Origin of the sequence: Mesorhizobium sp. M0659 (assembly GCF_040320605.1) — a bacterium.
In the GTDB taxonomy this organism is placed as follows: domain Bacteria; phylum Pseudomonadota; class Alphaproteobacteria; order Rhizobiales; family Rhizobiaceae; genus Mesorhizobium.
On record NZ_JAMYPY010000003.1, the window covers coordinates 211,886 to 236,714 of the forward strand.

The 24,829-nt window shown below is 64.4% G+C and carries 26 protein-coding genes; 14 read left to right on the top strand and 12 right to left on the bottom strand.

Going from position 1 to position 24,829, the window contains the following annotated elements:
* The first annotated feature begins 54 nt into the window (after window positions 1-54).
* The 4 genes from NKI31_RS06435 to NKI31_RS06450 all read left to right on the top strand — a co-directional run bounded on the left by NKI31_RS06435 (window position 55) and on the right by NKI31_RS06450 (window position 3,383).
* A complete protein-coding gene (locus NKI31_RS06435; protein ID WP_502899105.1) occupies window positions 55-1,896 on the top strand; it encodes a CHASE3 domain-containing protein in 1,842 nt (613 codons plus the stop codon).
* The gene (locus tag NKI31_RS06440) at window positions 1,893-2,192 is read left to right on the top strand and encodes an antibiotic biosynthesis monooxygenase family protein (protein WP_352443928.1); all 300 of its coding nucleotides are present in this window, start codon (window positions 1,893-1,895) and stop codon (window positions 2,190-2,192) included. The genes NKI31_RS06435 and NKI31_RS06440 overlap by 4 nt, the downstream gene beginning before the upstream one ends.
* Window positions 2,193-2,277: 85 nt before the next feature.
* A complete protein-coding gene (gene ubiG, locus NKI31_RS06445; RefSeq protein ID WP_023672976.1) occupies window positions 2,278-3,027 on the top strand; it encodes a bifunctional 2-polyprenyl-6-hydroxyphenol methylase/3-demethylubiquinol 3-O-methyltransferase UbiG in 750 nt (249 codons plus the stop codon).
* 23 nt (window positions 3,028-3,050) lie between these two features.
* On the top strand, window positions 3,051-3,383 hold the full coding sequence (locus NKI31_RS06450; protein WP_023685781.1) for an MmcQ/YjbR family DNA-binding protein: 333 nt from the start codon (window positions 3,051-3,053) through the stop codon (window positions 3,381-3,383).
* Window positions 3,384-3,468: 85 nt separating this feature from the next.
* On the opposite strand, the gene NKI31_RS06455 is transcribed toward NKI31_RS06450, so the two are convergent.
* Complete coding sequence (locus tag NKI31_RS06455) at window positions 3,469-4,359, bottom strand: DMT family transporter (RefSeq protein WP_352650878.1); 891 nt, start codon at window positions 4,357-4,359, stop codon at window positions 3,469-3,471.
* 101 nt (window positions 4,360-4,460) lie between these two features.
* Here NKI31_RS06455 and NKI31_RS06460 point away from each other — a divergent pair, with 101 nt between their 5' ends.
* Complete coding sequence (locus NKI31_RS06460; protein ID WP_023672979.1) at window positions 4,461-4,946, top strand: MarR family winged helix-turn-helix transcriptional regulator; 486 nt, start codon at window positions 4,461-4,463, stop codon at window positions 4,944-4,946.
* Between the two features lie 4 nt (window positions 4,947-4,950).
* Here NKI31_RS06460 and NKI31_RS06465 read toward each other — a convergent pair whose 3' ends face one another.
* The 4 genes from NKI31_RS06465 to NKI31_RS06480 all read right to left on the bottom strand — a co-directional run bounded on the left by NKI31_RS06465 (window position 4,951) and on the right by NKI31_RS06480 (window position 7,415).
* The gene (locus tag NKI31_RS06465; RefSeq protein ID WP_023701430.1) at window positions 4,951-5,376 is read right to left on the bottom strand and encodes a DUF1178 family protein; all 426 of its coding nucleotides are present in this window, start codon (window positions 5,374-5,376) and stop codon (window positions 4,951-4,953) included.
* The gene (locus tag NKI31_RS06470; protein ID WP_352650880.1) at window positions 5,373-6,239 is read right to left on the bottom strand and encodes a carbon-nitrogen hydrolase family protein; all 867 of its coding nucleotides are present in this window, start codon (window positions 6,237-6,239) and stop codon (window positions 5,373-5,375) included. Before NKI31_RS06470 ends, NKI31_RS06465 begins: the two co-directional genes overlap by 4 nt.
* A gap of 86 nt (window positions 6,240-6,325) precedes the next feature.
* A complete protein-coding gene (gene grxC, locus NKI31_RS06475; protein WP_023672982.1) occupies window positions 6,326-6,607 on the bottom strand; it encodes a glutaredoxin 3 in 282 nt (93 codons plus the stop codon).
* 22 nt (window positions 6,608-6,629) lie between these two features.
* Window positions 6,630-7,415, bottom strand: a complete 786-nt coding sequence (locus NKI31_RS06480) for a ComF family protein (protein WP_196814971.1) — start codon at window positions 7,413-7,415, stop codon at window positions 6,630-6,632.
* Between the two features lie 71 nt (window positions 7,416-7,486).
* Here NKI31_RS06480 and NKI31_RS06485 point away from each other — a divergent pair, with 71 nt between their 5' ends.
* Window positions 7,487-8,359, top strand: coding sequence for a methyltransferase domain-containing protein (locus tag NKI31_RS06485; protein WP_352650882.1), 873 nt, complete (start codon window positions 7,487-7,489; stop codon window positions 8,357-8,359).
* A 12-nt stretch (window positions 8,360-8,371) separates the two neighbouring features.
* On the opposite strand, the gene NKI31_RS06490 is transcribed toward NKI31_RS06485, so the two are convergent.
* The 5 genes from NKI31_RS06490 to argJ all read right to left on the bottom strand — a co-directional run bounded on the left by NKI31_RS06490 (window position 8,372) and on the right by argJ (window position 11,521).
* Window positions 8,372-8,554, bottom strand: coding sequence for a Flp family type IVb pilin (locus NKI31_RS06490; RefSeq protein WP_023672984.1), 183 nt, complete (start codon window positions 8,552-8,554; stop codon window positions 8,372-8,374).
* Window positions 8,555-8,681: 127 nt separating this feature from the next.
* Window positions 8,682-8,990 (bottom strand): hypothetical protein, encoded by a 309-nt coding sequence (locus tag NKI31_RS06495; protein WP_023818501.1) that lies wholly within the window; start codon window positions 8,988-8,990, stop codon window positions 8,682-8,684.
* Window positions 8,991-9,087: 97 nt separating this feature from the next.
* Window positions 9,088-9,504, bottom strand: coding sequence for an 8-oxo-dGTP diphosphatase MutT (mutT, locus tag NKI31_RS06500; protein ID WP_023685791.1), 417 nt, complete (start codon window positions 9,502-9,504; stop codon window positions 9,088-9,090).
* Window positions 9,501-10,250 (bottom strand): GNAT family N-acetyltransferase, encoded by a 750-nt coding sequence (locus tag NKI31_RS06505; protein ID WP_023713717.1) that lies wholly within the window; start codon window positions 10,248-10,250, stop codon window positions 9,501-9,503. Before NKI31_RS06505 ends, mutT begins: the two co-directional genes overlap by 4 nt.
* A 29-nt stretch (window positions 10,251-10,279) precedes the next feature.
* On the bottom strand, window positions 10,280-11,521 hold the full coding sequence (gene argJ / locus NKI31_RS06510) for a bifunctional glutamate N-acetyltransferase/amino-acid acetyltransferase ArgJ (RefSeq protein WP_023685793.1): 1,242 nt from the start codon (window positions 11,519-11,521) through the stop codon (window positions 10,280-10,282).
* A gap of 169 nt (window positions 11,522-11,690) precedes the next feature.
* Between argJ and NKI31_RS06515 the strand changes: the two genes are divergently transcribed.
* On the top strand, window positions 11,691-12,920 hold the full coding sequence (locus NKI31_RS06515; RefSeq protein WP_023694002.1) for a caspase family protein: 1,230 nt from the start codon (window positions 11,691-11,693) through the stop codon (window positions 12,918-12,920).
* Window positions 12,921-13,059: 139 nt separating this feature from the next.
* Window positions 13,060-13,647, top strand: coding sequence for a TetR/AcrR family transcriptional regulator (locus tag NKI31_RS06520; RefSeq protein ID WP_023822805.1), 588 nt, complete (start codon window positions 13,060-13,062; stop codon window positions 13,645-13,647).
* Window positions 13,648-13,693: 46 nt separating this feature from the next.
* On the opposite strand, the gene NKI31_RS06525 is transcribed toward NKI31_RS06520, so the two are convergent.
* Window positions 13,694-14,614, bottom strand: coding sequence for a peptidylprolyl isomerase (locus NKI31_RS06525; RefSeq protein WP_023686683.1), 921 nt, complete (start codon window positions 14,612-14,614; stop codon window positions 13,694-13,696).
* A 244-nt stretch (window positions 14,615-14,858) separates the two neighbouring features.
* Here NKI31_RS06525 and secA point away from each other — a divergent pair, with 244 nt between their 5' ends.
* On the top strand, window positions 14,859-17,591 hold the full coding sequence (secA, locus tag NKI31_RS06530) for a preprotein translocase subunit SecA (RefSeq protein WP_023672992.1): 2,733 nt from the start codon (window positions 14,859-14,861) through the stop codon (window positions 17,589-17,591).
* Between the two features lie 217 nt (window positions 17,592-17,808).
* Here secA and NKI31_RS06535 read toward each other — a convergent pair whose 3' ends face one another.
* Entirely contained in the window at window positions 17,809-20,397 is a 2,589-nt protein-coding gene (locus tag NKI31_RS06535) for a helix-turn-helix transcriptional regulator (RefSeq protein ID WP_352650886.1), read from the bottom strand.
* A 243-nt stretch (window positions 20,398-20,640) separates the two neighbouring features.
* Between NKI31_RS06535 and NKI31_RS06540 the strand changes: the two genes are divergently transcribed.
* The 5 genes from NKI31_RS06540 (at window position 20,641) to NKI31_RS06560 (ending at window position 24,796) form a co-directional block, all read left to right on the top strand.
* A complete protein-coding gene (locus NKI31_RS06540) occupies window positions 20,641-20,913 on the top strand; it encodes a DUF4242 domain-containing protein (RefSeq protein WP_023685308.1) in 273 nt (90 codons plus the stop codon).
* Entirely contained in the window at window positions 20,891-21,196 is a 306-nt protein-coding gene (locus tag NKI31_RS06545; protein ID WP_081740632.1) for a hypothetical protein, read from the top strand. The genes NKI31_RS06540 and NKI31_RS06545 overlap by 23 nt, the downstream gene beginning before the upstream one ends.
* Before the next feature lie 152 nt (window positions 21,197-21,348).
* Window positions 21,349-21,852 carry a hypothetical protein gene (locus NKI31_RS06550; RefSeq protein WP_023686685.1) on the top strand — a complete coding sequence of 168 codons (504 nt, stop codon included), beginning with the start codon at window positions 21,349-21,351 and terminating at the stop codon, window positions 21,850-21,852.
* Window positions 21,853-22,112: 260 nt separating this feature from the next.
* Window positions 22,113-23,516, top strand: a complete 1,404-nt coding sequence (locus NKI31_RS06555) for a lipopolysaccharide biosynthesis protein (RefSeq protein WP_352650889.1) — start codon at window positions 22,113-22,115, stop codon at window positions 23,514-23,516.
* The gene (locus NKI31_RS06560; RefSeq protein WP_023822484.1) at window positions 23,516-24,796 is read left to right on the top strand and encodes a GNAT family N-acetyltransferase; all 1,281 of its coding nucleotides are present in this window, start codon (window positions 23,516-23,518) and stop codon (window positions 24,794-24,796) included. The genes NKI31_RS06555 and NKI31_RS06560 overlap by 1 nt, the downstream gene beginning before the upstream one ends.
* The last annotated feature ends 33 nt before the right edge of the window (window positions 24,797-24,829 follow it).

Below are 24,829 nucleotides of genomic sequence, written 5' to 3' on the forward strand. Positions count from 1 at the left end.
CGGGAAACTCCTTTTGGTCCGGCATATCGAATGATTGTTCGCCTTCGACGCGCCATGCGGTGGCAATCGCTGCCGCTGTTCATCGGCTTCGCCGTGCTGGCGTTGATCGTCGGCACACGCGCCGTGCTGGTCGAGACCCAGAGAGCCAATCGTGAGGCCGCGCGCGAGGCGGTCGAGTATCAGGAATTGCTTTCCGGTTTGCTTGCGATGGCTCAGGAGGCCGAGACCAGCCAGCGCGGCTATCTCCTGACCGGCGAGAAATCCTACCTCCAGCCTTATCGGCAGGCGGTCGACGCCATTCCGGGCCAGCTTGCCCGCATCGACGGCATGACCGCCCCGGACGACGAACTCGTACAGCAGATCAACCACGTCAAGGACGCGCTTTCACAAAACCAGGCCGAATTGGCTGAGACGATTGCACTCTACGATCGCGGCGATGCGGCAAAAGCTCTGGAACTGGTCCGCAGCGGCCAGGGCAAGGCCGCCATGGACCAGATCCGGGCCAGCATGGACACGATCCGGCGCATTGGCGGCGCAGCCATCGCGGCGCGCGACGCCCACACCGACCGGGTCGAAAACTGGCTGCGCATCGGCTCGATAGCGGCGCTGCTGGCGATCTTCCTGCTTGGCGCCTACACGGTTCGCCTTTCGCGCCGCCGCTTCCGCGCAGTGGCCATCGCCCAGGAAGAGCTGATGCGCAAGAACATCGAGCTCGGCAACGAAATTCAGACGCGTGAAAAGGCCGAATCGCAGATCCGCCAGATGCAGAAGATGGAAGCGGTGGGCCAGCTGACCGGCGGTATCGCCCACGATTTCAACAACATGCTGGCGGTGATCATCAGCGCCATGAACCTCGCCCAGCGCAAGCTGGCGCGGGGCGAGCACGACATCATGAAATTCATCGAAGCGGCGACCGATGCGGCGACCCGGGCCGCAAACTTGACGTCACGGCTGCTTGCCTTCTCGCGCCAGCAGCCGCTCGCGCCTCAGGTTGTAGACGCCAATCGTCTGGTCACCGGCATGTCGGACCTGCTTCGGCGGGCGCTCGGCGAAACCATCCGCATAGAAACCGTGCTGGCTGGCGGCCTGTGGAAGACCCATGCCGATCCGAGTCAGCTCGAAAATGCCATTCTCAACCTGGCGGTCAATGCGCGCGACGCCATGGGCGAGGACGGCAAGATGACCATCGAGACCGCCAACAGCCACCTCGACGAGGGCTACGCCGCCACCCATGCCGAGGTCAAAGCCGGCCAGTATGTGATGATCGCGGTCAGCGACACCGGCGCCGGCATGCCGGCGGACGTCATGGAGCGGGCTTTCGAGCCATTTTTCACCACCAAGCCGGTCGACAAGGGCACCGGCCTCGGGCTGAGCCAAGTGTTCGGCTTCGTCAAACAGTCCGGCGGACACGTCAAGATCTACTCGGAACCCGGCCAAGGCACCACGATCAGGATCTACCTGCCGCGCTTCTTCGGCCCGGAAGAGGCCGCCATATCTTCGGAACGAGCCGGAAATCCTGCCGTGCCGGTCACCGAAACCATCCTTGTCGTGGAGGACGATCCACGCGTGCGGGCTTCCACCACGGATGCCATGCGCGAACTCGGCTACACCGTCATTCATGCCGCAAGCGGCCAGGAAGCGCTGGAAAAGCTGAGCGACAACCCTGGTGTGGCGCTCATGTTCACCGATATCGTCATGCCGGTGATGAATGGCCGCAAGCTCGCCGAGGAGGCGCTGGCGCGCATGCCGAAGCTGAAGGTGATCTTCACCACCGGCTTCACCAGGAACGCCGTCGTCCACAATGGCGTGCTCGACCATGACGTGCATTTCCTGGCCAAGCCCTTTACCATCGAGCAGCTGGCGGCGAAATTGCGCGACGTGCTGGACGCAAGATGACCGAGGCCCTGGAAATCGTCACCTTTCGCCTCAAACCTGGAGCGGAAGCGGGCTTTGCCGCCGCCAACAACCTGGTCGCCGACTGGCTGGCGCGGCAACCTGGTTTCGTAAACCGCTGCCTGGCGCGGCGGGACGATGGCGGATGGGTCGATGTGGTGCGCTGGCGAAGTCGCGAGCAGGCTCTCGCCGCCGCAGGCCGGATCATGGCCGAGATCGGCGATTGCGAAGCGATGCGGGCCATCGATCCCGCAAGTGTTGCGATGGAACATGCCGCGATTGTGATCTCGAGGCCATAGGTCGACTAGCCAGCAGTCGCAAAAACGCGGCCTTGACTTTCTTGCCCCGGCACCCGACTTCCTAGCGTCCGAGGAGACCCGCCCCATGCCAGAGGCCCGACGATCGACAATCGATGCCGGAGAAGTGGAACGCTTTTCCGCGCTTGCCGCGGAATGGTGGAACCCGAACGGCAAATTCCGTCCGCTGCACAAATTCAACCCGGTCCGGCTTGCCTATATCCGGGACCAGGTGGCGGCGCGCTTCGGCCGCGATCCGCGGGCGGCGCGGCCGTTCGAAGGCCTGCGTTTCCTCGATATCGGCTGCGGCGGTGGGTTATTGTGCGAGCCGATGGCAAGGCTTGGCGCCGAAGTGGTCGGCGCCGACGCCTCGGCAACCAACATCGAGGTGGCGAAGCTGCACGCGGCCGAAGGCGGCGTGACGGTGGATTATCGCGCTACGACCGCTGAGGATTTGGCCGATTCCGGCGAGAAATTCGACGTCGTCCTCAACATGGAAGTCGTCGAGCATGTTGCCGATGTCGACCTGTTCATCGGCAAGTGCGGCGAGATGGTCAAGCCCGGCGGCATCATGTTCGTGGCCACCATCAACCGCACGCTGAAGGCCCTGGGCCTGGCCATCATCGGCGCCGAATATGTGCTGCGCTGGCTGCCGCGCGGCACCCACCAGTTCGGCAAGCTGGTGCGGCCCGAAGAGCTTGAAAAGGCGCTCGGCAGCGCCGCCATGACCATCATCGACCGTACCGGCGTGACCTACAATCCTCTCGCCGACCGCTGGGCACGCTCCAAGGACATGGACGTCAACTATATGGTGCTGGCGGAAAAACGATCGGTCTGAACGAAGGGGCGGCCGTGGACACTATGAGGGCCCGAGAGCTGGCGCTCGACCTTCCCGAAACGGTCGAGCAATCGCATTTCGGCAAGGCTGACTTCCGCGTCCGCAACCGTATCTTCGTCTCGCTGCCCGAAGCCGACCGTGCTGTCGTCAAGCTCGACCGCGACCAGCAAGAGATGATGGCCGCGGCTGAGCCATCGGTTTTCAGGCCCGTGACAGGCGGCTGGGGCCAAAAGGGATGGACGTCGATCATGCTCGAAGCCTGCGACGAACAGACATTCCGCAGCGCCGTTCGGACGGCCTGGCGAAACGTCGCCCCGCCGGCGCTACGGAAGCGCCTCGACGCGAGCCAAATTTAAGCTTGAGCAGTTCGAGGAAAAGTGTGAAGCGGTTTCCCGGGAAAGCGCATAGCGCTTTGCCTAGGGAATTGCGTAAACAAAGAACCTATGCCTTCTGGCTCTGCGCCTTGGTGGTGATGATCACGCCGATGGTGATGATCACCGCGCCGGCCCAGGTCAGCAACTGGTAGTGCTCGCCGAGGAAGATGGTTCCGGCAAACAGGCCGACGGCCGCCGCCACATAGCCGATCTGGCTGAGATAGACCGGACCGCCCACGGCCTGCAGCCGGAAGAAGAAGGCAAACATCGCCGAGGCCGAAGCGACTTGCGCCACGACAACCAGCGGCACGGCCCTGAGCGGGGCGAAGGCACTGAGGCCGAACAGCGTGAGAATGCCGATCAGCAGCAGCGTCGCCGAGGCCAGGTGGCTGCCGACGGCCAGTTCGATCGGACCGGTGCCTTCGGGCCAGTCGACGGTGCGATAGATATTGCCGGCGGCAAGGCTGACCGGGATCAAAAGTCCGACCAGTACCCAGAAGAAATCGGCCGGCTGGCCGGCCTCGCCGCGAGTCACCGCCACCATGACCGCGCCGATGAAGCCGACGGCGATACCGATACTGCCGAGCGTATTTGGCCGTCGAACGCCGAGCAGGATCGAAAACACCAGTGTGATGACCGGCGACAGCGTGAACATGATGCCGGTATAGCCGGCGCCGAGATGCGGGATAGCCGAAAACATCAGCAGATTGGGCACGGCGTAGGACACGGCGGCGGTGATGAAGAAATAGCGCAGTCTGTGCGAGGTGAGCCGCATGCGCTCGCCGTTCGCGAGCAACGCGCACAGCAGCACGCCCCCGGCGCCGAACGAGATGACGAAGGCCCAGACCATGGCCGGAACGCCGGCAGCCGTCGCCAGCTTGCCGAACGGCAGGGTCAGGCCGAGCAGGCCGCCGGTGACGACCAGCAGGCCAAGCGCCGATTCCCAGAGAAATTTCATCGGATGGTCCCGTCACTCACTTGCGGCACTGGGTCGAAACTGTATCTTGAGGTAGCATACCACAAAGATTCTTAACGTCAAGATACTTAGCGGTGAGACAGATGGATCGCGCGGCAAAGGCGGTGGAGCAATGGAAGCGGGAACGGCCGGACCTGGAGGTGTCGCCAATGCTGGTGCTTGGGCGGCTGAACGAAGCCTCGTCGCTAATCGCCCGCGAGCGCCTCGCCCCGCTGTTTGCCCGTTTCGGACTGCAGGCCGGCGAATTCGATGTGCTGGCGACGCTGCGCCGCTCCGGCCAGCCCTACGCGCTGACACCGACCGCTCTATACGAGGCGACGATGGTGACCTCCGGCGCCATGACCAACCGGCTCGACCGGCTTGAGAAGGCCGGACTGATCCTGCGCGGCCCGCACCCCAACGACCGGCGCGGCATTGTCGTGCAACTGACCGAAAAAGGTCTCGCCTTGATCGATGAGGCCCTGACCGCCCACGTCGCCAACGAGCATGAAATCCTCGCCGGGCTCACCGGCACGGAGCGGGGGGCACTGGCTCAGTTGCTTGGCAAATTGATCGATAGCGCCAGCTGATCGCTCAGTTGCGCTCCTCGGGAAAGCTCGGGATCGGCATGAAATCGATGCCATCCTCGGCCAAGCTCTTGGCTTCGTCCAACGTCGCCTCGCCATAGATGCCGCGCGCATCGCTCTCGCCGAAATGGATCTTGCGCGCTTCTTCGGCAAACTTGTCGCCGACATAGTCGGCATTCTCGCGCACCTTCTCGGCCATCGCCTTCAGCTGCGCCAGCGCCTGCTTCTGGGTTTCGCCCATGGCCAGCGCGATCGTTTCTCGGCTGCGCGCGGTGGACACCGCCGGCGCCATCAGCGCCTTTTGCACCTTGTGTGAGCCGCAGCTCGGGCAATCGACAAAGCCACGCTTTTTCTGCGTGTCGAAATCGTCATTGCTGCGAAACCAGCCCTCGAACTCGTGCTCATGCTCGCAGATCAGGGCAAAGCGGATCACGAAGCCGCGCCCCTCAGCCGCGGCACTTCAGCCGTGCCGGCATTGACGGCAAAATCGCGCGCATTCCTAAGGTTGGGGATTTTTTTGCGCGCGGCCGACGACTGTGCGGTGTCGATCTCGGCGATAATCACGCCCGGCGCGGCATGGACGGCCTCGGCGATAATGCGACCCCATGGGTCGACGATCAGCGAATGGCCATAGGTTTCGCGGCCATCCTCATGCAGGCCACCTTGTGCTGCAGCAACCACATAGGCGCCGTTCTCGATGGCACGGGCTCGCAGCAGCACATGCCAGTGCGCCTCGCCGGTCTGGCGGGTGAAGGCGGCAGGCACCGACAAGAGGTCGGCGCCGGCCATCGCCTCGGCGCGGAACAGCTGTGGAAAGCGTAGATCGTAGCAGACGGCAAAGCCGAGACTGGCGCCGTCGATCTCGGTGACGACGGCCTCGGTGCCCGGCTCATAGGCGGCGGATTCTCGCCAGCTCTCGCCATTGTCGAGATCGACGTCGAACATGTGGATCTTGTCATAGGTGGCGAGCGTCGCGCCATCCGGCCCAAACAGCAGCGCCCGGTTGGCGAGCTTGCCGTCGGCGCGCAGGATGGCGGTAGAGCCAATATGCAAGAAGACGCCGAGTTCGCTGGCGAGCTTGCGCGCGGTCGCCACGACGATGTCCTTGTCTTCCGAGGTGAAGGAAGCAGCCCTGGCTTCCTTGTCGCGAATCAGCGCTCCGGTCATTTCCGGGGTCTGGATGTAGGTAGCACCGAGGCCTGCCGCCTCGCGAACCAGCCGTTCGAGATCGACCGCGTTGCGCTCGGGGCTCTCGCCCGAACGCATCTGGATCGCCGCCGCCTTGAAAACACCCATCGTCACGTCCTCTTTGAGCAATTCCAGGAAAAGTGTGTACCGGTTTTCCGTCCGAAATCGCATAAAAACAAAGACATAGAGCGGCCCTACGAACCGCTCTTTGTCGTCGAGCCGTTGGCAAGCAGCCTGTCCAGTTGGCCCCGCGCCTCCAATTCGTGGAGGTCGTCGGAGCCGCCGACATGCGTGTCGCCGATGAAAATCTGCGGAAAGGTCGAGCGGCCATGCGCCCGCGAAATCATTTCCTGGCGCAATTCCGGCGAAAACGAAGCGTCATGCTCGGTGTAAGCGACGCCCTTGCGGTCGAGCAGCCGCTTGGCCGCCGCGCAATAGCCGCACATCATACGGGTGTAAATCGTCACATCGAGCATCGGTCCGTGCCTTTCCTCGACCTTATATAGTCGCGGACTCGTCGGCCCGAAAGTCCCCCGGCAGGACACGCGCGAAGGTCAGCACATCGACCGCTCCGGCGCCGCCCTTCTTCAGCGCCCTGGCGACCGAGCGCACGGTGGCGCCGGTGGTGTAGACATCGTCGACCAGAAGCACGCGGCGCCCAGTGATCTCGATTTCGGCTTCCGCAGGCACACGGAAGGCGGCGCGGACATTGGCCTCGCGCTCCTGCCGCTCCAGCCCGACCTGCTGGCGCGTGAGCTTGACGCGCCGGACCGCCGAGGGCGAGAAAGGCAGCCCGCTAAGCTGCGCAACCGCCCTTGCCAACTCCGCCGACTGGTTGAACTGCCGGCGAAAGAAGCGCCGCCAGTGCAGCGGCACCGGTACGACGACATCGGCGTCTGCAATTAGCTCAGCGCCGGCGCGCAGCATCCAGCGCGCCATCCATGGCGCCAGATCGGTGCGGTCCTGGTATTTCAGCCCTTGCACCATCTGGCGGGCGACACCGGAATAGGCCACGGCCGCCCGCGCCCGCTCGAACGGCGGCGGATCGGCGATCGCCTCGGCCGACAGGAACCCCTCGCCCATATCGTGGGTGAATGGCGTGCCCATGACCGCGCACCATGGCCGCTCCAGCAGCCTCAGCTTCGGCCAGCAGGCGCCGCACAAAACGCCGGGTTGCGAGACGTGCCTGCGACAGCCGGCACAGACCGGCGGGAACAGCATCCGCGCCGGCCAGTCCAACATGGCCAGTTTCAACATGGTTTGAGCGAGGCTCTTGATCTCCATCACCGGATCGGCCACGTGGTTTTGTCGTCCGCGCCAGGATATCACTAGACGGACAAACAGGATGTCTACCGTTGCAGCCGATCATCGATACTGAACTTTGGCTGGTGCGCAAGCGCAGGGCCCTAGCCCACCCCGTAGCCGGCGCGGATTTTCTGATGCGGCGGGCGGCGGAAGACCTTGCCGACCGGCTTGGCGCGGTCGAGCGGAAATTCGGCAAGGCCGCGGTGCTGTTTTGCCAGACGCCGGACGCAACGGACGTGGTCGCTGCAAGCGGCAAGGCAGCGGAGATCGTGCGCGTCGAGGCAGATCCAGCGTTTCTGGACGGCCGGCCAGGGTTGGTAGCACCGCTGGAGACAGTGCCGTTCCAGCCGGAAAGCCTCGACCTCGTCGTTTCGCTCCTGTCGCTCCAGGCAATGAACGACATTCCCGGCATGCTGGTGCAGATCCGCCGCGCGCTCAGGCCCGACGGGCTTTTTCTCGGCGCTTTCGCCGGCGCCGGCACGCTTTCCGAATTGCGCGAAAGCCTGCTCGCCGCCGAGACCGAGCTCTATGGCGGCGCCAGCCCGCGTGTCATCCCCTTCACGGATGTTCGCGATGCCGGCGCATTGCTGCAGCGCGCCGGACTGGCGCTGCCGGTGGCCGACGTCGAAACTGTGACGGCGCGTTACGATACTCTTTTCGACCTCACGGCCGATCTCAGGGCGATGGGCGAAACCAGCCCGCTGACCGATAGCAGCCGGCGACCGGGAGCGCGAAAGCTTTTTACCCGTGCCGCCGAACTCTACGCCGAACGCTTTTCGGACGCTGATGGCCGCATCAGAGCAAGCTTTTCCATCGTCTGGATGTCGGGCTGGGCGCCCGATGCCTCGCAGCAAAAGCCCTTGAAACCGGGTTCGGCGAAGGTCTCGCTGAAGACGATACTGGAAGACCCCGGCGGGCGGTGACGGCGCTCCGGATCAGTGCTCGGCGAAGGCGTTTGCGAGCCTGCTGTTGTTGTCGCTGAACAGAAACTGGATCGCATTGCTGGCCTTGCCGACACCCCCGACGATGGCAAGCGAAAGCACCGCGACGATCAGGCCATATTCAATGGCCGTGGCGCCTGTTTCGTCTTGCAAAAATCGGCGCAGCAATGGCTTCATGATCGTCGATCCCTCTCATCCCCGACCATATCGCCGACCTGTTAAGAAAGGTTAACGGCACAAGCTTAACAGGCTGTGAAATGGGCCTGCGTTGAGGAAGTTCTCAAGCTGGTGTCGACCTTGTTGGTCAGCAGTCGCCGCTGCGTTGGCCGTCGGCGCGGATGATGCAGACTGAGCTCGGTGAGGGCTGCAGCACGCTTCTGCGCAGCGTATAGGTGGCCCGCGAGCCGATTGAACCCGTGCTCATCGGGTCGAGACCGCCTGCAAGAGCATCGCGGCTGGATGATCGCGTCTGGTTGTCCAGCACGGGGACCGCGATCAGCGCCAGCGCCACTGCGGCCGAGCCGAACAAAAGCGTGACGCGCAATATACCGACGCCGGCGGCGCGAAAGCTGCGATCCGGCCGGATCGAGTCCCATTCCCTGTCGAGGCTCATGCAATCGCTCCCCGCGAACCCGCTTTGCCGCAATTTTTCACGACGAGATAAATCTTCCATTAACGCTGGCTAGATCAGACCGCGAAATGGCCTTGGATCACAACAGGTCGATGAGGAACTGGATCAGCGGCGCGTCGGCCGGCGGCATCGGATAGTCGCGCATCTGTTTTGGCCGTACCCATTTCAGCGCCTGCCCTTCCCTGGGCTGCGCGATGCCGCGAAAGCGGCGGCAGACGAAGAGCGGCATGAGGAGATGGAAATCATCATAGGAATGGCTGGCGAAGGTGAGCGGCGCCAGGCAAGGAATGTCGGTCTCGATGCCGATCTCTTCCTGCAGTTCGCGGATCAGGCATTGTTCCGGCGTCTCGCCTGGCTCTACCTTGCCGCCGGGAAATTCCCAAAGGCCGGCAAGCTGTTTGCCCTCGGGCCGCTGCGCCAGAAGCACCCGGCCATCGGTATCGACCAGCGCGCACGCGGCGACCAGCAGCAGGCGTTTGCCGGTGATTTCGCTCATGCGCCCGGCGGCCGGCGATAGTGGTAGCGATAGACTTCGTCGAAGCCGAGCGAGCGATAGAGCGCCAGCGCCGGCGCATTGCCGGCCTCAACCTGCAGCCAGGCTTCGCGAGCGCCACGCAGCCTCGCCCATTTCAGCGCCGACAGGATCAGGTTGCGGCCATGGCCCTGATTGCGCGCCGACTTGGCGGTGGCGATCTCGAACAGGCCGGCAAGATCGCCGTCATGCACGCAGATCAACACCGCCAGCGGGTCGGCCCCTTCCTCCAGCGCAAACAGTCCGACCTCGGGTTGGATGGCGCCGATGATTTCCGAAAGACCCGGCCGCAGCGATGCATCCGAGCCGCTGACCTTGAGCGACGCGCCGAGAAAGCGGCTGATATCCTTCAGCGGAATCTGGTCCATGGCCGGCGCCAGTTGCGCGTCCGCCAGCGGCAGCCGCATCACCAGGGATTCGTCGAATGTGCTCCAGCCCTCATTGTCGAGATGCTTGGCCAGGTCCGGCCCCGACAGCGGCGAGATGCGGAAGGTCAGCGGCCTGCCATAGGCGTCGAAGCGCCGGCTGGCGCGGCCGATGCGCTCGGCAATGTGCTGGGTGTCGCCGGGATCGAGCGGGTTGACCGAGTTCAGCCGCTTGGCCGGATGGCCGGCTGTCAGCCGCACCACCCAGGTGCCGTCATAATGCACGGCCGCCGCCGGCCAGGCGCGAAACCCCGCAGCCTCGTAGCGGCGCACGATGGCGAGCATGCTTGCCGGATGCCTGGAAGCCAACTCCATCAGCTCCGGTAATCGCCATTGATGGCGACATATTCCTTGGTGAGGTCGCAGGTCCACACCGTCGCCTTGCCGCGGCCGATACCGATATCGGCGCGGATGCGAATGTCGTCGCGCTTCATATAGGCCGAGATCGCTTCCTCGGAGTAGCCCGGGTCGCGTTCGCCCTCATGCGCCAGACGGTTGTCGCCGAACCAGATCGACAGCCGGTCGCGATCGGCCGGCTCGCCGGCCTTGCCGACGGCCATGACGACGCGGCCCCAATTGGCGTCCTCGCCGGCAACCGCCGTCTTGACCAGCGGCGAATTGGCGATGGACAGCGCGATGCGCTTGGCCGAGCGCGCCGATTTGGCGCCGGTAACGGTGACTTCGACCTGCTTGCGGGCGCCCTCGCCGTCGCGCACCACTTGCAGCGCCAGCGATTTGAGCACCTTGCCCAGCGCCCGGCGGAACGCGCCGAGACGCGCATCCTTGGGATCGCTGATGGCGGGCGCGCCGCGCTTGGCAGCGGCTCCGGTGGCGAACAACAGCAGCGTGTCGCTGGTCGAGGTGTCGCTGTCGACGGTGACGGCGTTGAAGGTCTTGGCCGTGCCGCGCGACAACAAGTCCTGCAGCACGGGGGCGGCGATCGGCGCATCGGTGGCGATGAAGGACAGCATAGTCGCCATATCGGGCGCGATCATGCCGGCGCCCTTGGAGATGCCATTGATGATGACGTCGGTGTCGCCAAGCTTGACCGTCGCTGTCGCCACTTTCGGATAGGTGTCGGTGGTCATGATGGCCTTTGCCGCCTCGGTCCACAGATCCGGCTTGCCGTCCTTGACCAGTCCGGCCAGCAAATGGCTGAATTTGGTGGTGTCGAGCGGCTCGCCGATTACCCCGGTAGAAGCGAGGAACACTTCGCCTGGCGTGCAGCCTGCGGCCTTGGCCGCGGCCTCGCCGGTCAGTTGGGTGGAGGCGCGGCCCTTCTTGCCGGTGAAGGCGTTGGCGTTGCCGGAATTGACCACAAGCACCCGCGCCTTGCCGGCGCCAAGGTTCTCGCGGCAGAAGTCGACCGGCGCCGAGGGGCATTTCGACTTCGTGAACACGCCGGCAACCGCTGTGCCGGCATCGAAGACTATGGCCAAGAGGTCGGTACGGTTCTTGTACTTGATCCCGGCCTCTGCGGTGGCGATGCGCACGCCCTCAATGGCAGGCATTTTGGGATATTTCTTCGGCGCGAGCGGCGAAATCGTTGCGTACATTGGGGACCTCGGGCGACGGAAAAACGCTAGGCGAAGGCCGGTTTGCCCGATAGCACGGCCCGGCGCAAGGGCGTTTTCTTGGCCGCCGCTGTGGGCAAGCCACCAGGGATTAAGCTTGCATTTCAAATCCGTTGGCGTCACCGGGGCCTCTGGCGTTATGATATCGGCCATGGGCAGGCTGGTGATCTTGGCGGTGGCGTGTATGGGGCTTTTGCTCCTGAGCGCCGATGCGCAGCCGGAACGGCGCGTGGCGCTGGTCATCGGCAATGGCACCTATGCCGAAGCCGGCACGCTCACCAATCCGGTCAACGATGCCCTCGATATTGCCGGCAAGCTGCGCTCGATCGGCTTCGACGTCATCGAGGGCAACGATCTCGGCAAGCGCGAACTCGAGCGCAAGATCGGCGAATTTTCCGATGCGCTGGAAGGTGCGGGCGTCGGGCTTTTCTATTACGCCGGCCACGGCCTGCAGGTGGAAGGGCGCAACTACATCGTGCCGGTCGACGCCCAGCTCGACATGCCGGTCAAGCTGCAGCTCGAAGCCGTGCCGATCGACGAAGTCCTCGACATCATGGAGCAGCAGACCAAGGTCAGCCTGGTCTTTCTCGATGCCTGCCGCAACAATCCCTTTGCCCGCAGCCTGAGCCGCACCGCCACCACGCGCTCGGCAACGGCGCTTGCCGGTCTGGCGCAGTTCGATTCGACGCGCGGCTCCTTCATCGCCTTCTCGACGGCGCCAGGCGCTGTCGCCATGGACGGCACCGGACGCAATTCGCCGTTCGCCGCCGCCCTGCTGCGGCACATGGCCGAGCCCGGCCAGAGCATCAACGACATGATGATCGCGGTGCGCCGCGACGTGGTCTCCGAAACCCGCGAGGGACAGCGCCCATGGGAACAGGGTTCGCTGCTCGAACGGTTTGAGTTTGTGCCCGGCGGCGAAACGGTTGCACAGCCGAAGCCCGCCGTCCCCCCGGCGCCCGAAACAAAGGTTGCGGCACTCGAACGGTCTGTAGGCGACGACAAGACCGCAATCGAGAAATTCCTGCGCGACGACTATCTTGCGCCCGATGCCGCGGCGATCGGCGAGACCGTCAAGCGGCTCTATGCGCCTTCCGCTACCATCTTCGGCACGCGCTATGACAGCGACGCCGTCGTCAAGCTCAAGACGGACTGGTTCGCGCAATTTGCATCCTGGTCGTTCAGTCTCGAGCCCGGCAGCCTCGAGGTGACGCCGCAGGGCGAGAACCGCGCCGAAGCCGTGTTCGCGATGAGCTACGACTATATGTCGAAAGACAAATCGGCGGCGCGCATGACCGGCAAGGCACGAGTCACGCTTGGGCTGGTGAAGAGCGACGGCCAGTGGCGTATCGCCTCGGAAACCTCGCAAGCGATGAACTGAAAATCCCCGCGCAGGGCGAATGTGAGGCCTGCTTCTACAAGCGCTGGAAACGGGCCGTTTCGTTTGCCTGCCAGCTCACCTATATTGCCGGCGAGATTGTTGGCCAGGATTGCCGGCGAGATTGTTGGCGAGGACAGACATGGGCGAGGATCCGGCGCGCAGATCGATCGGGGCGCGGCGCAACCCAGACAGCGCCGAGGCCATTCTCGAGGCCGCGGAGGCGGTGCTGGTCGAGGCCGGCTATGCCGGCTTCTCCATAGAGGCCGTGGCGCGGCGGGCGCGCGCCGGCAAACCCACGATCTATCGCTGGTGGCCGAGCAAGGCGGCCTTGCTGTTAGAGGTCTACAAGCGGCAAAAGCGTGTCGACGTCCCCGATACCGGCAGTCTCGAAGACGACCTCGTCGGTTTCCTGAGGAACCTCTTCGCGCATTGGCGCGACACATCCTCGGGCAGCGTATTCCGCTCGCTGATCGCCGAGGCCCAGTCGGACGAAGCGGCGGCCGCGGCCCTGACTGGCTATGCCGATGGGCGCGTGTCCCACACCGCTCGGATCATCGAGCGCGCCAAGGCGCGCGGCGAGGTTGCGGCCGATATCGACGCAGCGCTGGTCGCCGACCTCATCGCTTCCTATGCCTGGAAACACCTTTTGACCAACCGGCTGGACGAAGATGAGGCGACAATCCGTGCCACTGTCGGCTATGTGATGTCAGGCATCTCCCGCAATTGAAAAGGGCGCCGAACGGCGCCCTTTGCATGTTTTTTCGGTGCCGGCCTTACTTGCCGGCTTCCATCGTGTCGACGGCCTTCTTCAGATTGGCGTCGGGGATTTCGACCTTGGCGGCGCCGCGCAGCTGCTTGACCAGTGCGAAATACTTGTCGCGGATCACCGCCTGCTTGGCCTGGTCCTTGACGTCGTCGAAGGCCGGCGGCTGTTTGGTGCGCTTGTCCTCGAGCTTGATGACGTGCCAGCCGAATTGCGTCTGCACCGGCTCCTTGGTGTATTTGCCGATTTCGAGCGCAACTGCCGCCTTGTCGAATTCCGGCACCATCTGCCCCGGGCCGAACCAGCCGAGATCGCCGCCATTGGTTTTGCCCGAGGGATCGCTGGTGTGCTCGTTGGCGAGCTTCTGGAAGTCGGCGCCGCCATCGAGCTGCTTGATGATCGCCTCGGCCTCCTCCTTCGTCTTCACGAGGATGTGACGGGCATGAATCTCATTGACCGGCGGCGTGCTGGCGATTTCCTGATCGTAGCGGGCGCGCACCTCGGCATCGGTAACCTTGTCGACGACGCCCTTCTCGACCATCTCGCCATGCAGCGCGCGCTGCTGCAGGAACGCCATGCGGCGCTGGAATTCGGGATCCTTGTCGAGCCCAGTAGCGACCGCCTGGGCGGCCATGACGCGGATTTCGATGGCCGCCGAAAGGGCGGCGGCGCGGCGCTGCTCGGGTGGCAACTGCGAGAACTGCTGCGACAGCTCGCCCTCGGCAAGCCCAAGGTCCGCCTCGGTCAGCTTCTGGCCATTGACGGTAGCGATGACGGCGTTCGGATCGACGGGGGCTGCCGCCGGCGCTGCTGCGGCATCGGCCGGGGCGGGAGCGGCTTCCTGGGCCATCAGCGGAGACAGCGACAGGGCCGACAGGCCGAAAGCCAAGCCAAGGCTGGCGAGCGACGCACGGCGAAACAGTAAGGACATCAAGATTAACTCCAAGGGGGGATTGGTAGGGCTTGCAGATCAGCCGGATTGTGGCGGAATTTGGCGCTGCCCATAGGGCTAACGCGGCGTTGACATCAGTTGAGCCCCCTCTTATCTGTCCAACGACTTTGCGTCCAGAACCGTTTTCCGGGCGCTTTTTGTGTTTGTCCGCGTTTCACGCGGAATTGATGGGGCCGGCCGGCGCTCATCTCAAAATTGAGAATTCTATCGAAAGGACCATCGGATGGTCAGTCTCGGCGGTCTCGCCCGTAAGGTTTTCGGTTCCTCCAACGATCGTCGCGTAAAATCGACCCGGCCGCGTGTCGAGGCGATCAACGCCATGGAAAACGAGATGCGGGCGCTGTCCGACGCCGAGCTTCAGGCCCGCACGGAAAAATTCCGCCAGGATATCGCCAACGGCGCTACGCTCGATGACCTGCTGGTGCCGGCCTTCGCCACCGTCCGCGAGGCATCCCGCCGCGTGCTCGGCATGCGCCCGTTCGACGTGCAGCTGATCGGCGGCATGGTGCTGCACAATGGCGGCATCGCCGAAATGCGTACCGGCGAGGGCAAGACCCTGGTCGCCACCCTGCCCGTTTATCTCAACGCGCTTGCCGGCAAGGGCGTCCATGTCGTCACCGTCAACGACTACCTTGCCACCCGCGACTCCGAATGGATGGGCCGCGTCTACAAATTCCTCGGCCTCTCGGTCGGCGTCATCGTCCATGGCCTGTCCGACGAGGAACGCCGCGTCGCCTACGCGTCCGACGTTACCTATGCCACCAACAACGAGCTCGGCTTCGACTATTTGCGCGACAACATGAAGTATGAGCGCGCGCAGATGGTGCAGCGCGGCCACAATTACGCGATCGTCGACGAAGTCGATTCCATCCTGGTCGACGAGGCGCGCACGCCGCTGATCATTTCCGGTCCGCTCGAGGACCGTTCGGAAATGTACAACACCATCGATGCCTTCATGCTGCAGCTCGGCCCAGCCGACTACGAGATCGACGAGAAGCAGAAGACCTCGATCTTCACCGAGGAAGGCACGGAGAAGCTGGAAAACCTGCTGCGCGCGGCCGGCCTGCTCAAGGGCGAGTCGCTCTATGACGTCGAGAACGTCGCCATCGTCCACCACGTCAACAACGCGCTGAAGGCGCACCGGCTGTTCCAGAAGGACAAGGACTACATCGTCCGCAACGACGAGATCGTCATCATCGACGAATTCACCGGCCGCATGATGCCGGGCCGCCGCTATTCGGAAGGCCTGCACCAGGCGCTCGAAGCCAAGGAGCATGTGGCGATCCAGCCGGAAAACCAGACGCTGGCCTCCGTCACCTTCCAGAACTACTTCCGCCTCTACAAGAAGCTTTCCGGCATGACCGGCACGGCGCTGACCGAGGCCGAGGAGTTCGGCAACATTTACGGCCTCGAAGTCACCGAGATCCCGACCAATCTGCCGGTCATCCGCAAGGACGAGGACGACGAGGTCTACCGGACGGTCGAGGAGAAGTACAAGGCGATCGTCAAGGAGATCAAGGAAGCGCGCGCCAAGGGCCAGCCGACGCTGGTCGGCACCACCTCCATTGAAAAATCCGAGCAGCTGGCCGAGCGCCTGCGCAAGGAAGGGTTCAAGGATTTCGAGGTGTTGAACGCCCGCCACCACGAGCGCGAGGCCGCCATCGTCGCCCAGGCCGGCAAACCCGGCGCCATCACCATCGCCACCAACATGGCGGGACGCGGCACCGACATCAAGCTCGGCGGCAACGCCGAGATGCGCATCGAGGACGAACTGGGCGACATGCCTGCTGGTCCCGAGCGCGAGGCGCGCGAAAAGGAAATCATTGCCGATGTCGAGCGCCTGAAGGAAAAGGCGCTGGCCGCCGGCGGCCTCTACGTGCTGGCCACCGAGCGCCATGAATCGCGCCGCATCGACAACCAGCTCCGCGGCCGCTCCGGCCGCCAGGGCGACCCCGGCCGTTCGAAATTCTTCCTGTCGCTGCAGGACGATCTGATGCGCATCTTCGGCTCCGAGCGCATGGACGGCATGCTGCAGAAGCTTGGCCTCAAGGAAGACGAGGCCATCATCCATCCGTGGATCAACAAGGCGCTGGAAAAGGCGCAGAAGAAGGTCGAAGCGCGCAACTTCGATATCCGCAAGAACCTGTTGAAATACGACGACGTCTCGAACGACCAGCGCAAAGTGGTGTTCGAGCAGCGCATCGAATTGATGGACGGCGAAGGCCTGTCCGAGACGATCGCCGAGATGCGCGAAGGCGTCATCGAGGAGATCGTCACCAAGAACATCCCCGAAAACGCCTATGCCGAGCAGTGGAACGTCGCCGGCCTCAAGGCCGAGGTCGCCGAATTCCTCAATCTCGACCTGCCGGTCGAGGACTGGGTCAAGGAAGAAGGCATTGCCGAGGACGACATCCGCGAGCGCCTGACCAAGGCCGCCGACGCCGCCGCCAAGGAGCGCGCCGAGCGCTTCGGCCCAGACGTGATGAGCTATGTCGAACGCTCGGTGGTGTTGCAGACGCTCGATCATCTGTGGCGCGAGCACATCGTCAACCTCGACCATCTGCGTTCGGTCGTCGGCTTCCGCGGCTACGCCCAGCGCGACCCGCTGCAGGAATACAAGAGCGAGGCGTTCGAGCTGTTCCAGGCGCTGCTCGGCAATCTGCGCCAGGCCGTCACCGCGCAATTGATGCGCGTCGAACTGGTCCGCCAGGCCGCCGAAGCACCGCCGCCCGAAGCGCCTGAAATGTTCGGCAGCCACATTGACGGCACCACGGGCGAGGACGATTTCGAGGGCGGCGAGACCGCACTTCTGGTCCGCCAGGAGAGCAACGCCATCGTCGCTCCCGAAGACCGCGATCCGAACAACCAGGCGACCTGGGGCAAGATCGGCCGCAACGAAGCCTGCCCCTGCGGCTCCGGCAAGAAATACAAGCACTGCCACGGCGCGTTTGCTTGATCATTAGGTCGGCGGGACAGCACCCCCCTCTGGCCTGCCGGCCATCTCCCCCTCAAGGGGGGAGATCACGCAGTTGCGGGCCCCACTTCCTTTTCAACTTCGACAATTGGCGAAAGCCTTGATCACAGCCAATCTCCCCCCTTGAGGGGGAGATGTCCGGCAGGACAGAGGGGGGTGCGAAGGATCGCGACCTCTCGGTCCAACCCTCGTCAAAACCTCACAACAACCCCGAATCGCGCGCGGTCGCTGTCGCCTCGCCGCGCGACACCGCATCCAGCTTGCCCAGCACCGCCGAGACATGGTGATCGACCGTCTTTGGCGAAATCGTTAATTGCTCGGCGATCCGCTTGTTGGAGAGGCCGCGTTCGATCAGCTGCAGCACCTGCATCTGGCGCAAGGTGAGGCCGGCGAGGTTGGCGCGCGTCGAGCGGCGCGGGCCGCGGGCGATGCCGCCAACGCCGTTCTTGCGCATGATATCGCGCAGGCGCTGGGCTGCCGGCCTTGCCCCCAGGCCGTCAAAAATATCCAATGCCAGCCGCTGCCCCTCGTCGTCGCCGAGGATGAGCGCCAGTCCGCGCTCGTATGGCGCATTCAATTCGGCCCAGAGTGCCGAAGCCGAACGCCAGTCGCCGGTTAGAAGCAGCCGGTATGGTGTCGCCATGTCGGCGGTGTCGCCGGCCGGCATATCGGGAGAGAGCAATGTTCGCCACAAAGCCAGCTCCCCGACATGGGCACGCGAGCGCACCGGCGCTTCCGCGCGGGTGATCAGCGCCAACGCCTCTTGCCTGTCGGCCAGGCCCAGCCATGCCTGCTCCGCCATCAGCGCCGCGTAAGAGCTCAGCATCTGCAGGTCGCCGCCGCTTCCGACCAGGCGCGCCATTTCGGCGAACAGCGGCTCGGCCGAGGGATCGCCGCGCCTCAGGCGCAGTTTCGCCAGTGCCAGCAGCGCCGGAAACCGGCCCACGGTGGTTGTCCGCTCATTGTCGATGACATCGCTTGCCGTCGCGGCGGCCTCATCCCATTGGCCCTGACGCAGTTGCACATCGGCCAGCATGCCCCTGAGATAGTCGCGCCAGGTGCCGAGGTCGTTCTCGGTGCAATAGTGGATGCCGCTCTCGAGCACCGGACGTGCCGCGTCGTAGCTCATCTGGGTGATCTCGAAACAGGCGCGGTTGGTGAAGGCGCGCGCGGCATGTTCCTGGAAATTGCCTTGGAGCGCAATTTCAAGGCTTTCGTCGAGGCGCAGGCGTCCGGCATCCGGATTGAGCCACTGCTCGACGCAGCCGACATTGTTGAGGGCATGCGACGCGATGTCGGGACGGTTCATGCGCGCAGCCAGCGCCGCTGCCTTCTCGCCATAGAACAGCGTGTCTTCCACCCTCTCCGAAAGCATCGCCAGATGCGAAAGGTTCGAATAGGCCATGGCGAGTTCGGGACCGGCGGGAGCCGCTTCCAACATAGCCACAGCCTCGGCGCCGAAGGCGGCCGCCGCCTCGCGGTCATCGCCCATTTCGCTCAGCCGGGAGAGCCATCTCAGGCTGTCGCCCTCCTTCAGCCTGTTGCCGTCGGCCTGATGCAACCGGCGCGCCTCGCCCTGCGCCGCAAGCGCGTCGTCGATCTTGCCGATGAGATGGCACTCGAAGGCATGGCTTTCGTAGAGCGCGGCGCGCTCGATCACCGGCAGGCTGTCGGCCTGCTGCAAGGCGATCTCGTAATAGCCGGCGGCATCGCGATGGGCGCCGACGCGCGACGCCTCGCGCGCGGCGATTGGCGCAAGTTCGCGCACCGCCGCCAGATTGTGCGCCTCGACCGCATGATGCACCAGGCGGCCTGTGGAGACGTCGCCATTTTCGAGCAGTGCCGCCAGCGCACGCTGGTTGAACTGCCGCCTGTGCGACGTCGTCAGCATCATTTCGATGGCGCGTCGCGCGATGTCGTGGCGGAAGGCGTAGCCGTCGCCCAGATCGTCAAGCAGGCCGTTGGCGACACACTCGGCCAACTGGCCGGCGCTGGCGACGCCGCACAGGCCTTGCAAGGCCCAGGCGTCGGCGCGGCGCGGAAACACCGACACCGCGTCGAGCATGGCCCGGGCGCCAACCGACAGCCGCTCGGCCCGCGCCAGCACCGCGTCGCGCACGCTTGCCGGCAGCGCCGTTTCGTTTTCGGCCGACAGCAATTCGGTGACAAAGAAGGCATTGCCTGCGGTCGCCCGGTAGATGGCGTCGCCATCGCGGCCGGCCGCATCGGCGAGCGACAGCACGGCCGCCTCGCTGAGCAGCGGCACGTCGATGCGCGCCACGCTGCCGGCCGGGATTTCGCCCAGGGCGCGGCGCACGCGCATCTGTCCTTCGCTGCGGTCGGTGCGCGCCGTGAGCAACAGCAGGATGTGGGTGTTGACGATACGCCGGCCGAGGAAGCGCACGAAATCGAGCGTCGCATCATCGGCCCAGTGCAGGTCTTCGATGATCAGCAGGCACGGCCCCTTGGCTGCAAAAGCGTCGAGCGCATCGGAAAACAGCGGCAGTCTCTGCCCATGCCGGGCGTCGATTACGCGCGGCAGCGCCCATTGCGCCTCACGGGCCAGATCGTAAAGCGGCCCCAGCGGATCGGGGATCGACAGATCCTCGCAAGCGCTGCGCAACATTGCCGCGCTCTGCCCGACACGGGCCGCGAACGCCTCGACAATCGCCGTCTTGCCGGCGCCGGCCTCCCCCGCCAGCACCGCGACGCGGCCATGGCCGCCTATTGCATCGCCAAGCAGTGTCTCCAGCTGCTGCAGCTGCGTCTGCCGTTCCAGAAGCATCATTGTCATCGTCTCACAGGATCGGAGTTTTCCCACCATGGCGGGCCGCTCACGACTAGCCCGTGAAGAAAGCGCGGCAATGTGACTTTGCACACATTGCCGTGCCTCTTTCCACAAAGAACGACGCCAATATAGGGAATCGTCCCGTCCAATATGGGGAATCGTTCCGATGCGCGGGCTGGGCCGGCGTGGTCAACGTCCAGCCGCGCTCCGATCGAGCGTGAACCAATGGAAAGGAAGCCTTCCATGCCTCGCTATCTGATTGAACGCACATTTCCGGACGGCCTCAACATTCCGATGACCGACATCGGCGCCACTGCGGTGGGCGGCGTCGTCATGCGCAATGCCGAAAAGGGCGTCACCTGGATCCAGTCCTTCGTCACGCCCGACAAGAAGCACAGCTTCTGCATCTACGACGCGCCGACGCCCGAAGCTATCCGCAGCACCGCTCAGAAAAACTCGCTGCCGGTCGACAAGATCACGGAGGTGCGGGTTCTTGACCCTTACTTTTACCTCTGATCCTGCGTTCGGTCGCCACGATGATGAGCATCAAACTGTCCTTCGCGGCCATGGCGAACTGCCTGATGGCCTGCCGCTCGGTGGAATCGGGCCTGTCCTGGGAAAGACCGGCCGGCCAACCTCCGTGCTCGGCCGTCTATGGCGGTTCGCGTCGAAGCTGCCTGCGTATCTGTCTGAAAGGCGGCGCTTGCCCCCGGAAGGCGGCTATCTGAGGCGCGACATCGGGCTATCGGAGCGGGACGTCCCGCAGGAATATTGGCAATATTACTTTTGGGATCGTTGATTTTGCACGGTTTTTAATGGCTGCGGCCAAAGCCCGGCAACGGAAGCCGCATCGCATGAACCGGGACGGACAAACCAAATCCTAAACCAACGCCGCAGGCGTTTCGGCATCGGCCGCCGCCGCCTCGAGCGTCAACAAACGGACGGAAGACCATGACCAAAATGCTTTGGACGACACGCTTCGCGGCTTTCGCCGCCATCTCGATCGCGGCGGGTGCGGCCGCCCAGGCACACGACGCCAACCCGTTGGCCGAAAAGGTGCGCGCAGCCAACAGCCGCTTCGAAAATGTGGCAGCCGCCACCGCCGAAGGCTATGCCCCCATCCCTTGCGCCAGCGGCATCACCGGCGGCGCCATGGGCATCCACTATGTCAACGGCGCCTATCTCAAGGACGATGCCGTCGATGTCGCCAAGCCCGAAGCGGTGATGTACGAGCCGACGGCCGACGGCAGCCTGAAGCTGATAGCGGTCGAATACATCACCTCGAAGGGCCCGGCCTCGCTCGAAGGCCAGCTGTTCAACTTCAACAGCGCCCCCAATCGCTACGGCCTCGGCCCGTTCTACGAACTGCACGTCTGGGCATGGAAACAGAACCCGACGGGCGCCTTCGCCGACATGAACCCGAACGTGTCGTGCGACGCCATGAAGGGGATGTAACGCTCCGACACCTCCGGCACCGGACACACCCGGTGCCTGGCCATCCCCCTTGGCGGGGGAGGGGCGAGCGAAACGCCGACCGGCTCCCCAGTCTTCCCCGGCGTTCGCTCGCCTTTTATTATGCCCCGGCATACGATGACGCACCTTGCACACGCGGCCGTCCTTGGCCCCTCGGCGCACCCGCACCTGCCCACCCTTTCTTAAGGTGTTTCGGATACATCGAAAGCTTGAAAAGAGGCGGAAAACGGAGAGACATCGGGGTGCGGTTTTCCGCGGCGACGACGGCCGGGCGGTTCTTGCCGCAGCGCTTGGCGCTGCGCATGGGGCCGCTGCTTGGCCGGATCGATGCGGTGCTGTTCACCGCCGACGAGCGCGGCGAAGCCGGGCGCATGTCGCTGATCGCCTTTGCCATCCGCATCGTCAGCGCCGTCATCGCCTTCATCAGCCAGGTGCTGATGGCGCGCTGGATGGGCTCGTTCGAATACGGAATCTTCGTCCTCGTCTGGGTGACGATGGTCATCGTCGGCAACCTCGCCTGCCTCGGCTTCCACACTTCGGTGATCCGCTTCATCCCCGAATACCGCGAACGCAACATGCTCGCCGAACTGCGCGGCATCGTGGTCGCCAGCCGCCTGTTCGTGCTGATTGCCTCGACCGCGATCGCCGGGCTTGGCGCACTGGGCGTCTGGCTGTGCGCGAACTGGATCGAGAGCTACTATGTAATGCCCTTCATCCTCGGCCTGTTCTGCCTGCCGATGATCGCCATGGGCGATCTGCTGCAAGGCCAGTCACGCGCCAATTCCTGGGCGTTGTTTGCGTTGTCGCCGACCTATCTGGTGCGGCCGGTGCTGATCCTGGCGCTGATGGCGCTGATGCTGGCAATGGGCTATGCGCCCGACGCCAGGACAGCGATCTTCGCCTCGATCGCCGCCACCTACGCCACCACGCTCGGCCAGCTCATCGGCGTGACCACGCGCATGGGCAGGAATATCCCGTCCGGGCCGATGAAGGTGCATTTCGCCGAGTGGTTCATCGTCTCGCTGCCGATCTTCCTGGTCGAAAGCTTCTTCTTCCTGCTCACCAACGCCGACGTGCTGATGGTCGGCGCCTATCTCCAGCCCAATGACGTCGCCGTCTATTTCGCCACCGTCAAGACGCTGGCGCTGGTGCATTTCGTCTATTTCTCCGTCAAGGCCGGCGTTGCCCAGCGTTATGCGCAGTTCACCCATGGCGAACCGGAAAAGCTCGCCGCCTTCGCCCGCGAGACCGTGTCGTGGACGTTCTGGCCGTCGCTGTTGATGGCGCTGCTGGTGCTGGCGCTCGGCGAACCGATGCTGGTTCTGTTCGGCCCGGAATTCACCGCCGGCTATCCGCTGTTGTTCCTGCTGGTGTTCGGCGTCGTGGCGCGCGCCGCCGTCGGCCCGTGCGAAAGCCTTCTGACGATGAGCGGCAACCAGAACATCTGCGCCGCCGTCTATGCCATGGCGCTGGCCTTCAACATCGGTCTCAACGTGGTGCTGATCCCGTTCTTCGGCCTGTGGGGCGCGGCGATCGCCACCAGCCTCGCCATGGTCTTCGAGGCCAGCGCCCTGTCCTTCACCGTCTGGCGCAAGCTCGGCATCGTCATGCTGATCTTCGTGCCTGCTGCCAGGGGAGCCGCCTGATGGCCGCCATCCCGCTGATCGAGGAAACCAGCGGCGGTCCGGCCGGCGCCATGGTGTCGGGCCTTGCCGGCCTGGCGCGCGACGCCGATCCGGCGCACCTTGAGATCCTCGCCAACAACCGGCCGCTGCGCAAGCTGGCGATCTATCCGGCTTCGGCCGGCTTCGAACTGGTCGAGGAACTCGACTATCTGTGCACCCGCACGATCGAGCCCAACGTTTTCTTCAACCCGCGCTTTCTGGCGCCGGCCATGCCCAGGCTGGAAGATCGCGAGGTCAAGCTGGCGGTGATCCGCGACGGCGACGAATACCGCAACCGGCTGCGCCTGCTGGTGCCGTTCTCGGTCGAACGGCCGGCCGTGCCGCTCGGCGTTCCGGTGATGCGCACCTGGTCGAGCCCGTTCGGCCCGATCGGCACGCCGCTGGTCGACCATGACGACCCGATCGGCGTCGTCGAGGATTTCTTCGGCATGCTGTCGCGGCCGCATCTGAAGCTGCCGAAGGTCTTCGTGCTGCCCGACATGCGCCTCGACGGCCCGTTGGCCAGCGTGCTGGCCACCGTTGCCGAGACGCGCGGCCTGACAATGGTCACCACCGGCAAGGCGGACCGGCCGGTGCTCGAAAGCACCCTCGACGGCGAGGCCTATTTGAAAGCATCGCTGCGCGCGCACCACTACCGCGAATTCCGCCGCCTGAAACGGCGCCTGGAGGATCTCGGCAGGCTGGAGCATGTCGTGGCGCGGGGACCGGACGAAATCCGCCACGCCATCGAAAGTTTCCTGACGCTGGAGGCGGCCGGCTGGAAGGGCCGCGAGCGCACCGCCATGGCCATCGACCGCTACCGCGCCGCCTTTGCCCGCGAAGCCGTGCACCGGCTGGCCGAGCACGACATGTGCCGCATCCATTCGCTGACGCTGGACGGCCGCACGATCGCCTGCCTGGTCGTCTTCGTCGAAGCCGGCGTCGCCTACACCTGGAAGACCGCCTATGACGAGACGCTGGCGACCTATTCGCCGGGCACGCTGCTGATGATCGAGGTGACCAGGCAGCATCTCGACGACCCCAACATCATGATGACGGATTCCTGCGCCGTGCCCGACCACCCGGTGATGAGCCGGCTGTGGAGCGAGCGCAAGCCGATGGGCTCGCTGGTGATCGGACTGACGCCGGATGCCGACCGCCTCGCCCGCCAGGCCGCCTCGCAGCTGCATCTCTACCGCGAGACCCGCAACATGGCCCGTCTGCTGCGCAACCGCGTGAAGAGTTTGCTGGGACGGCGGTAGCCACTGGATCAACGGCAAGACACCAGCTATGGC

Coding starts and splice junctions, on each gene's coding strand:
- NKI31_RS06525 (WP_023686683.1), bottom strand. CDS start 14,614: ATGTCCTTACTGTTTCGCCGTGCGTCGCTCGCCAGCCTTGGCTTGGCT.
- NKI31_RS06520 (WP_023822805.1), top strand. CDS start 13,060: ATGGGCGAGGATCCGGCGCGCAGATCGATCGGGGCGCGGCGCAACCCA.
- NKI31_RS06560 (WP_023822484.1), top strand. CDS start 23,516: ATGGCCGCCATCCCGCTGATCGAGGAAACCAGCGGCGGTCCGGCCGGC.
- NKI31_RS06515 (WP_023694002.1), top strand. CDS start 11,691: ATGGGCAGGCTGGTGATCTTGGCGGTGGCGTGTATGGGGCTTTTGCTC.
- ubiG (WP_023672976.1), top strand. CDS start 2,278: ATGCCAGAGGCCCGACGATCGACAATCGATGCCGGAGAAGTGGAACGC.
- NKI31_RS06540 (WP_023685308.1), top strand. CDS start 20,641: ATGCCTCGCTATCTGATTGAACGCACATTTCCGGACGGCCTCAACATT.
- NKI31_RS06435 (WP_502899105.1), top strand. CDS start 55: ATGCGGTGGCAATCGCTGCCGCTGTTCATCGGCTTCGCCGTGCTGGCG.
- NKI31_RS06455 (WP_352650878.1), bottom strand. CDS start 4,359: ATGAAATTTCTCTGGGAATCGGCGCTTGGCCTGCTGGTCGTCACCGGC.
- NKI31_RS06550 (WP_023686685.1), top strand. CDS start 21,349: ATGACCAAAATGCTTTGGACGACACGCTTCGCGGCTTTCGCCGCCATC.
- argJ (WP_023685793.1), bottom strand. CDS start 11,521: ATGTACGCAACGATTTCGCCGCTCGCGCCGAAGAAATATCCCAAAATG.
- NKI31_RS06495 (WP_023818501.1), bottom strand. CDS start 8,990: ATGAGCCTCGACAGGGAATGGGACTCGATCCGGCCGGATCGCAGCTTT.
- mutT (WP_023685791.1), bottom strand. CDS start 9,504: ATGAGCGAAATCACCGGCAAACGCCTGCTGCTGGTCGCCGCGTGCGCG.
- NKI31_RS06440 (WP_352443928.1), top strand. CDS start 1,893: ATGACCGAGGCCCTGGAAATCGTCACCTTTCGCCTCAAACCTGGAGCG.
- NKI31_RS06460 (WP_023672979.1), top strand. CDS start 4,461: ATGGATCGCGCGGCAAAGGCGGTGGAGCAATGGAAGCGGGAACGGCCG.
- secA (WP_023672992.1), top strand. CDS start 14,859: ATGGTCAGTCTCGGCGGTCTCGCCCGTAAGGTTTTCGGTTCCTCCAAC.
- NKI31_RS06505 (WP_023713717.1), bottom strand. CDS start 10,250: ATGCTCGCCATCGTGCGCCGCTACGAGGCTGCGGGGTTTCGCGCCTGG.
- NKI31_RS06535 (WP_352650886.1), bottom strand. CDS start 20,397: ATGATGCTTCTGGAACGGCAGACGCAGCTGCAGCAGCTGGAGACACTG.
- NKI31_RS06480 (WP_196814971.1), bottom strand. CDS start 7,415: ATGGAGATCAAGAGCCTCGCTCAAACCATGTTGAAACTGGCCATGTTG.
- NKI31_RS06470 (WP_352650880.1), bottom strand. CDS start 6,239: ATGGGTGTTTTCAAGGCGGCGGCGATCCAGATGCGTTCGGGCGAGAGC.
- NKI31_RS06490 (WP_023672984.1), bottom strand. CDS start 8,554: ATGAAGCCATTGCTGCGCCGATTTTTGCAAGACGAAACAGGCGCCACG.
- NKI31_RS06450 (WP_023685781.1), top strand. CDS start 3,051: ATGAGGGCCCGAGAGCTGGCGCTCGACCTTCCCGAAACGGTCGAGCAA.
- grxC (WP_023672982.1), bottom strand. CDS start 6,607: ATGCTCGATGTGACGATTTACACCCGTATGATGTGCGGCTATTGCGCG.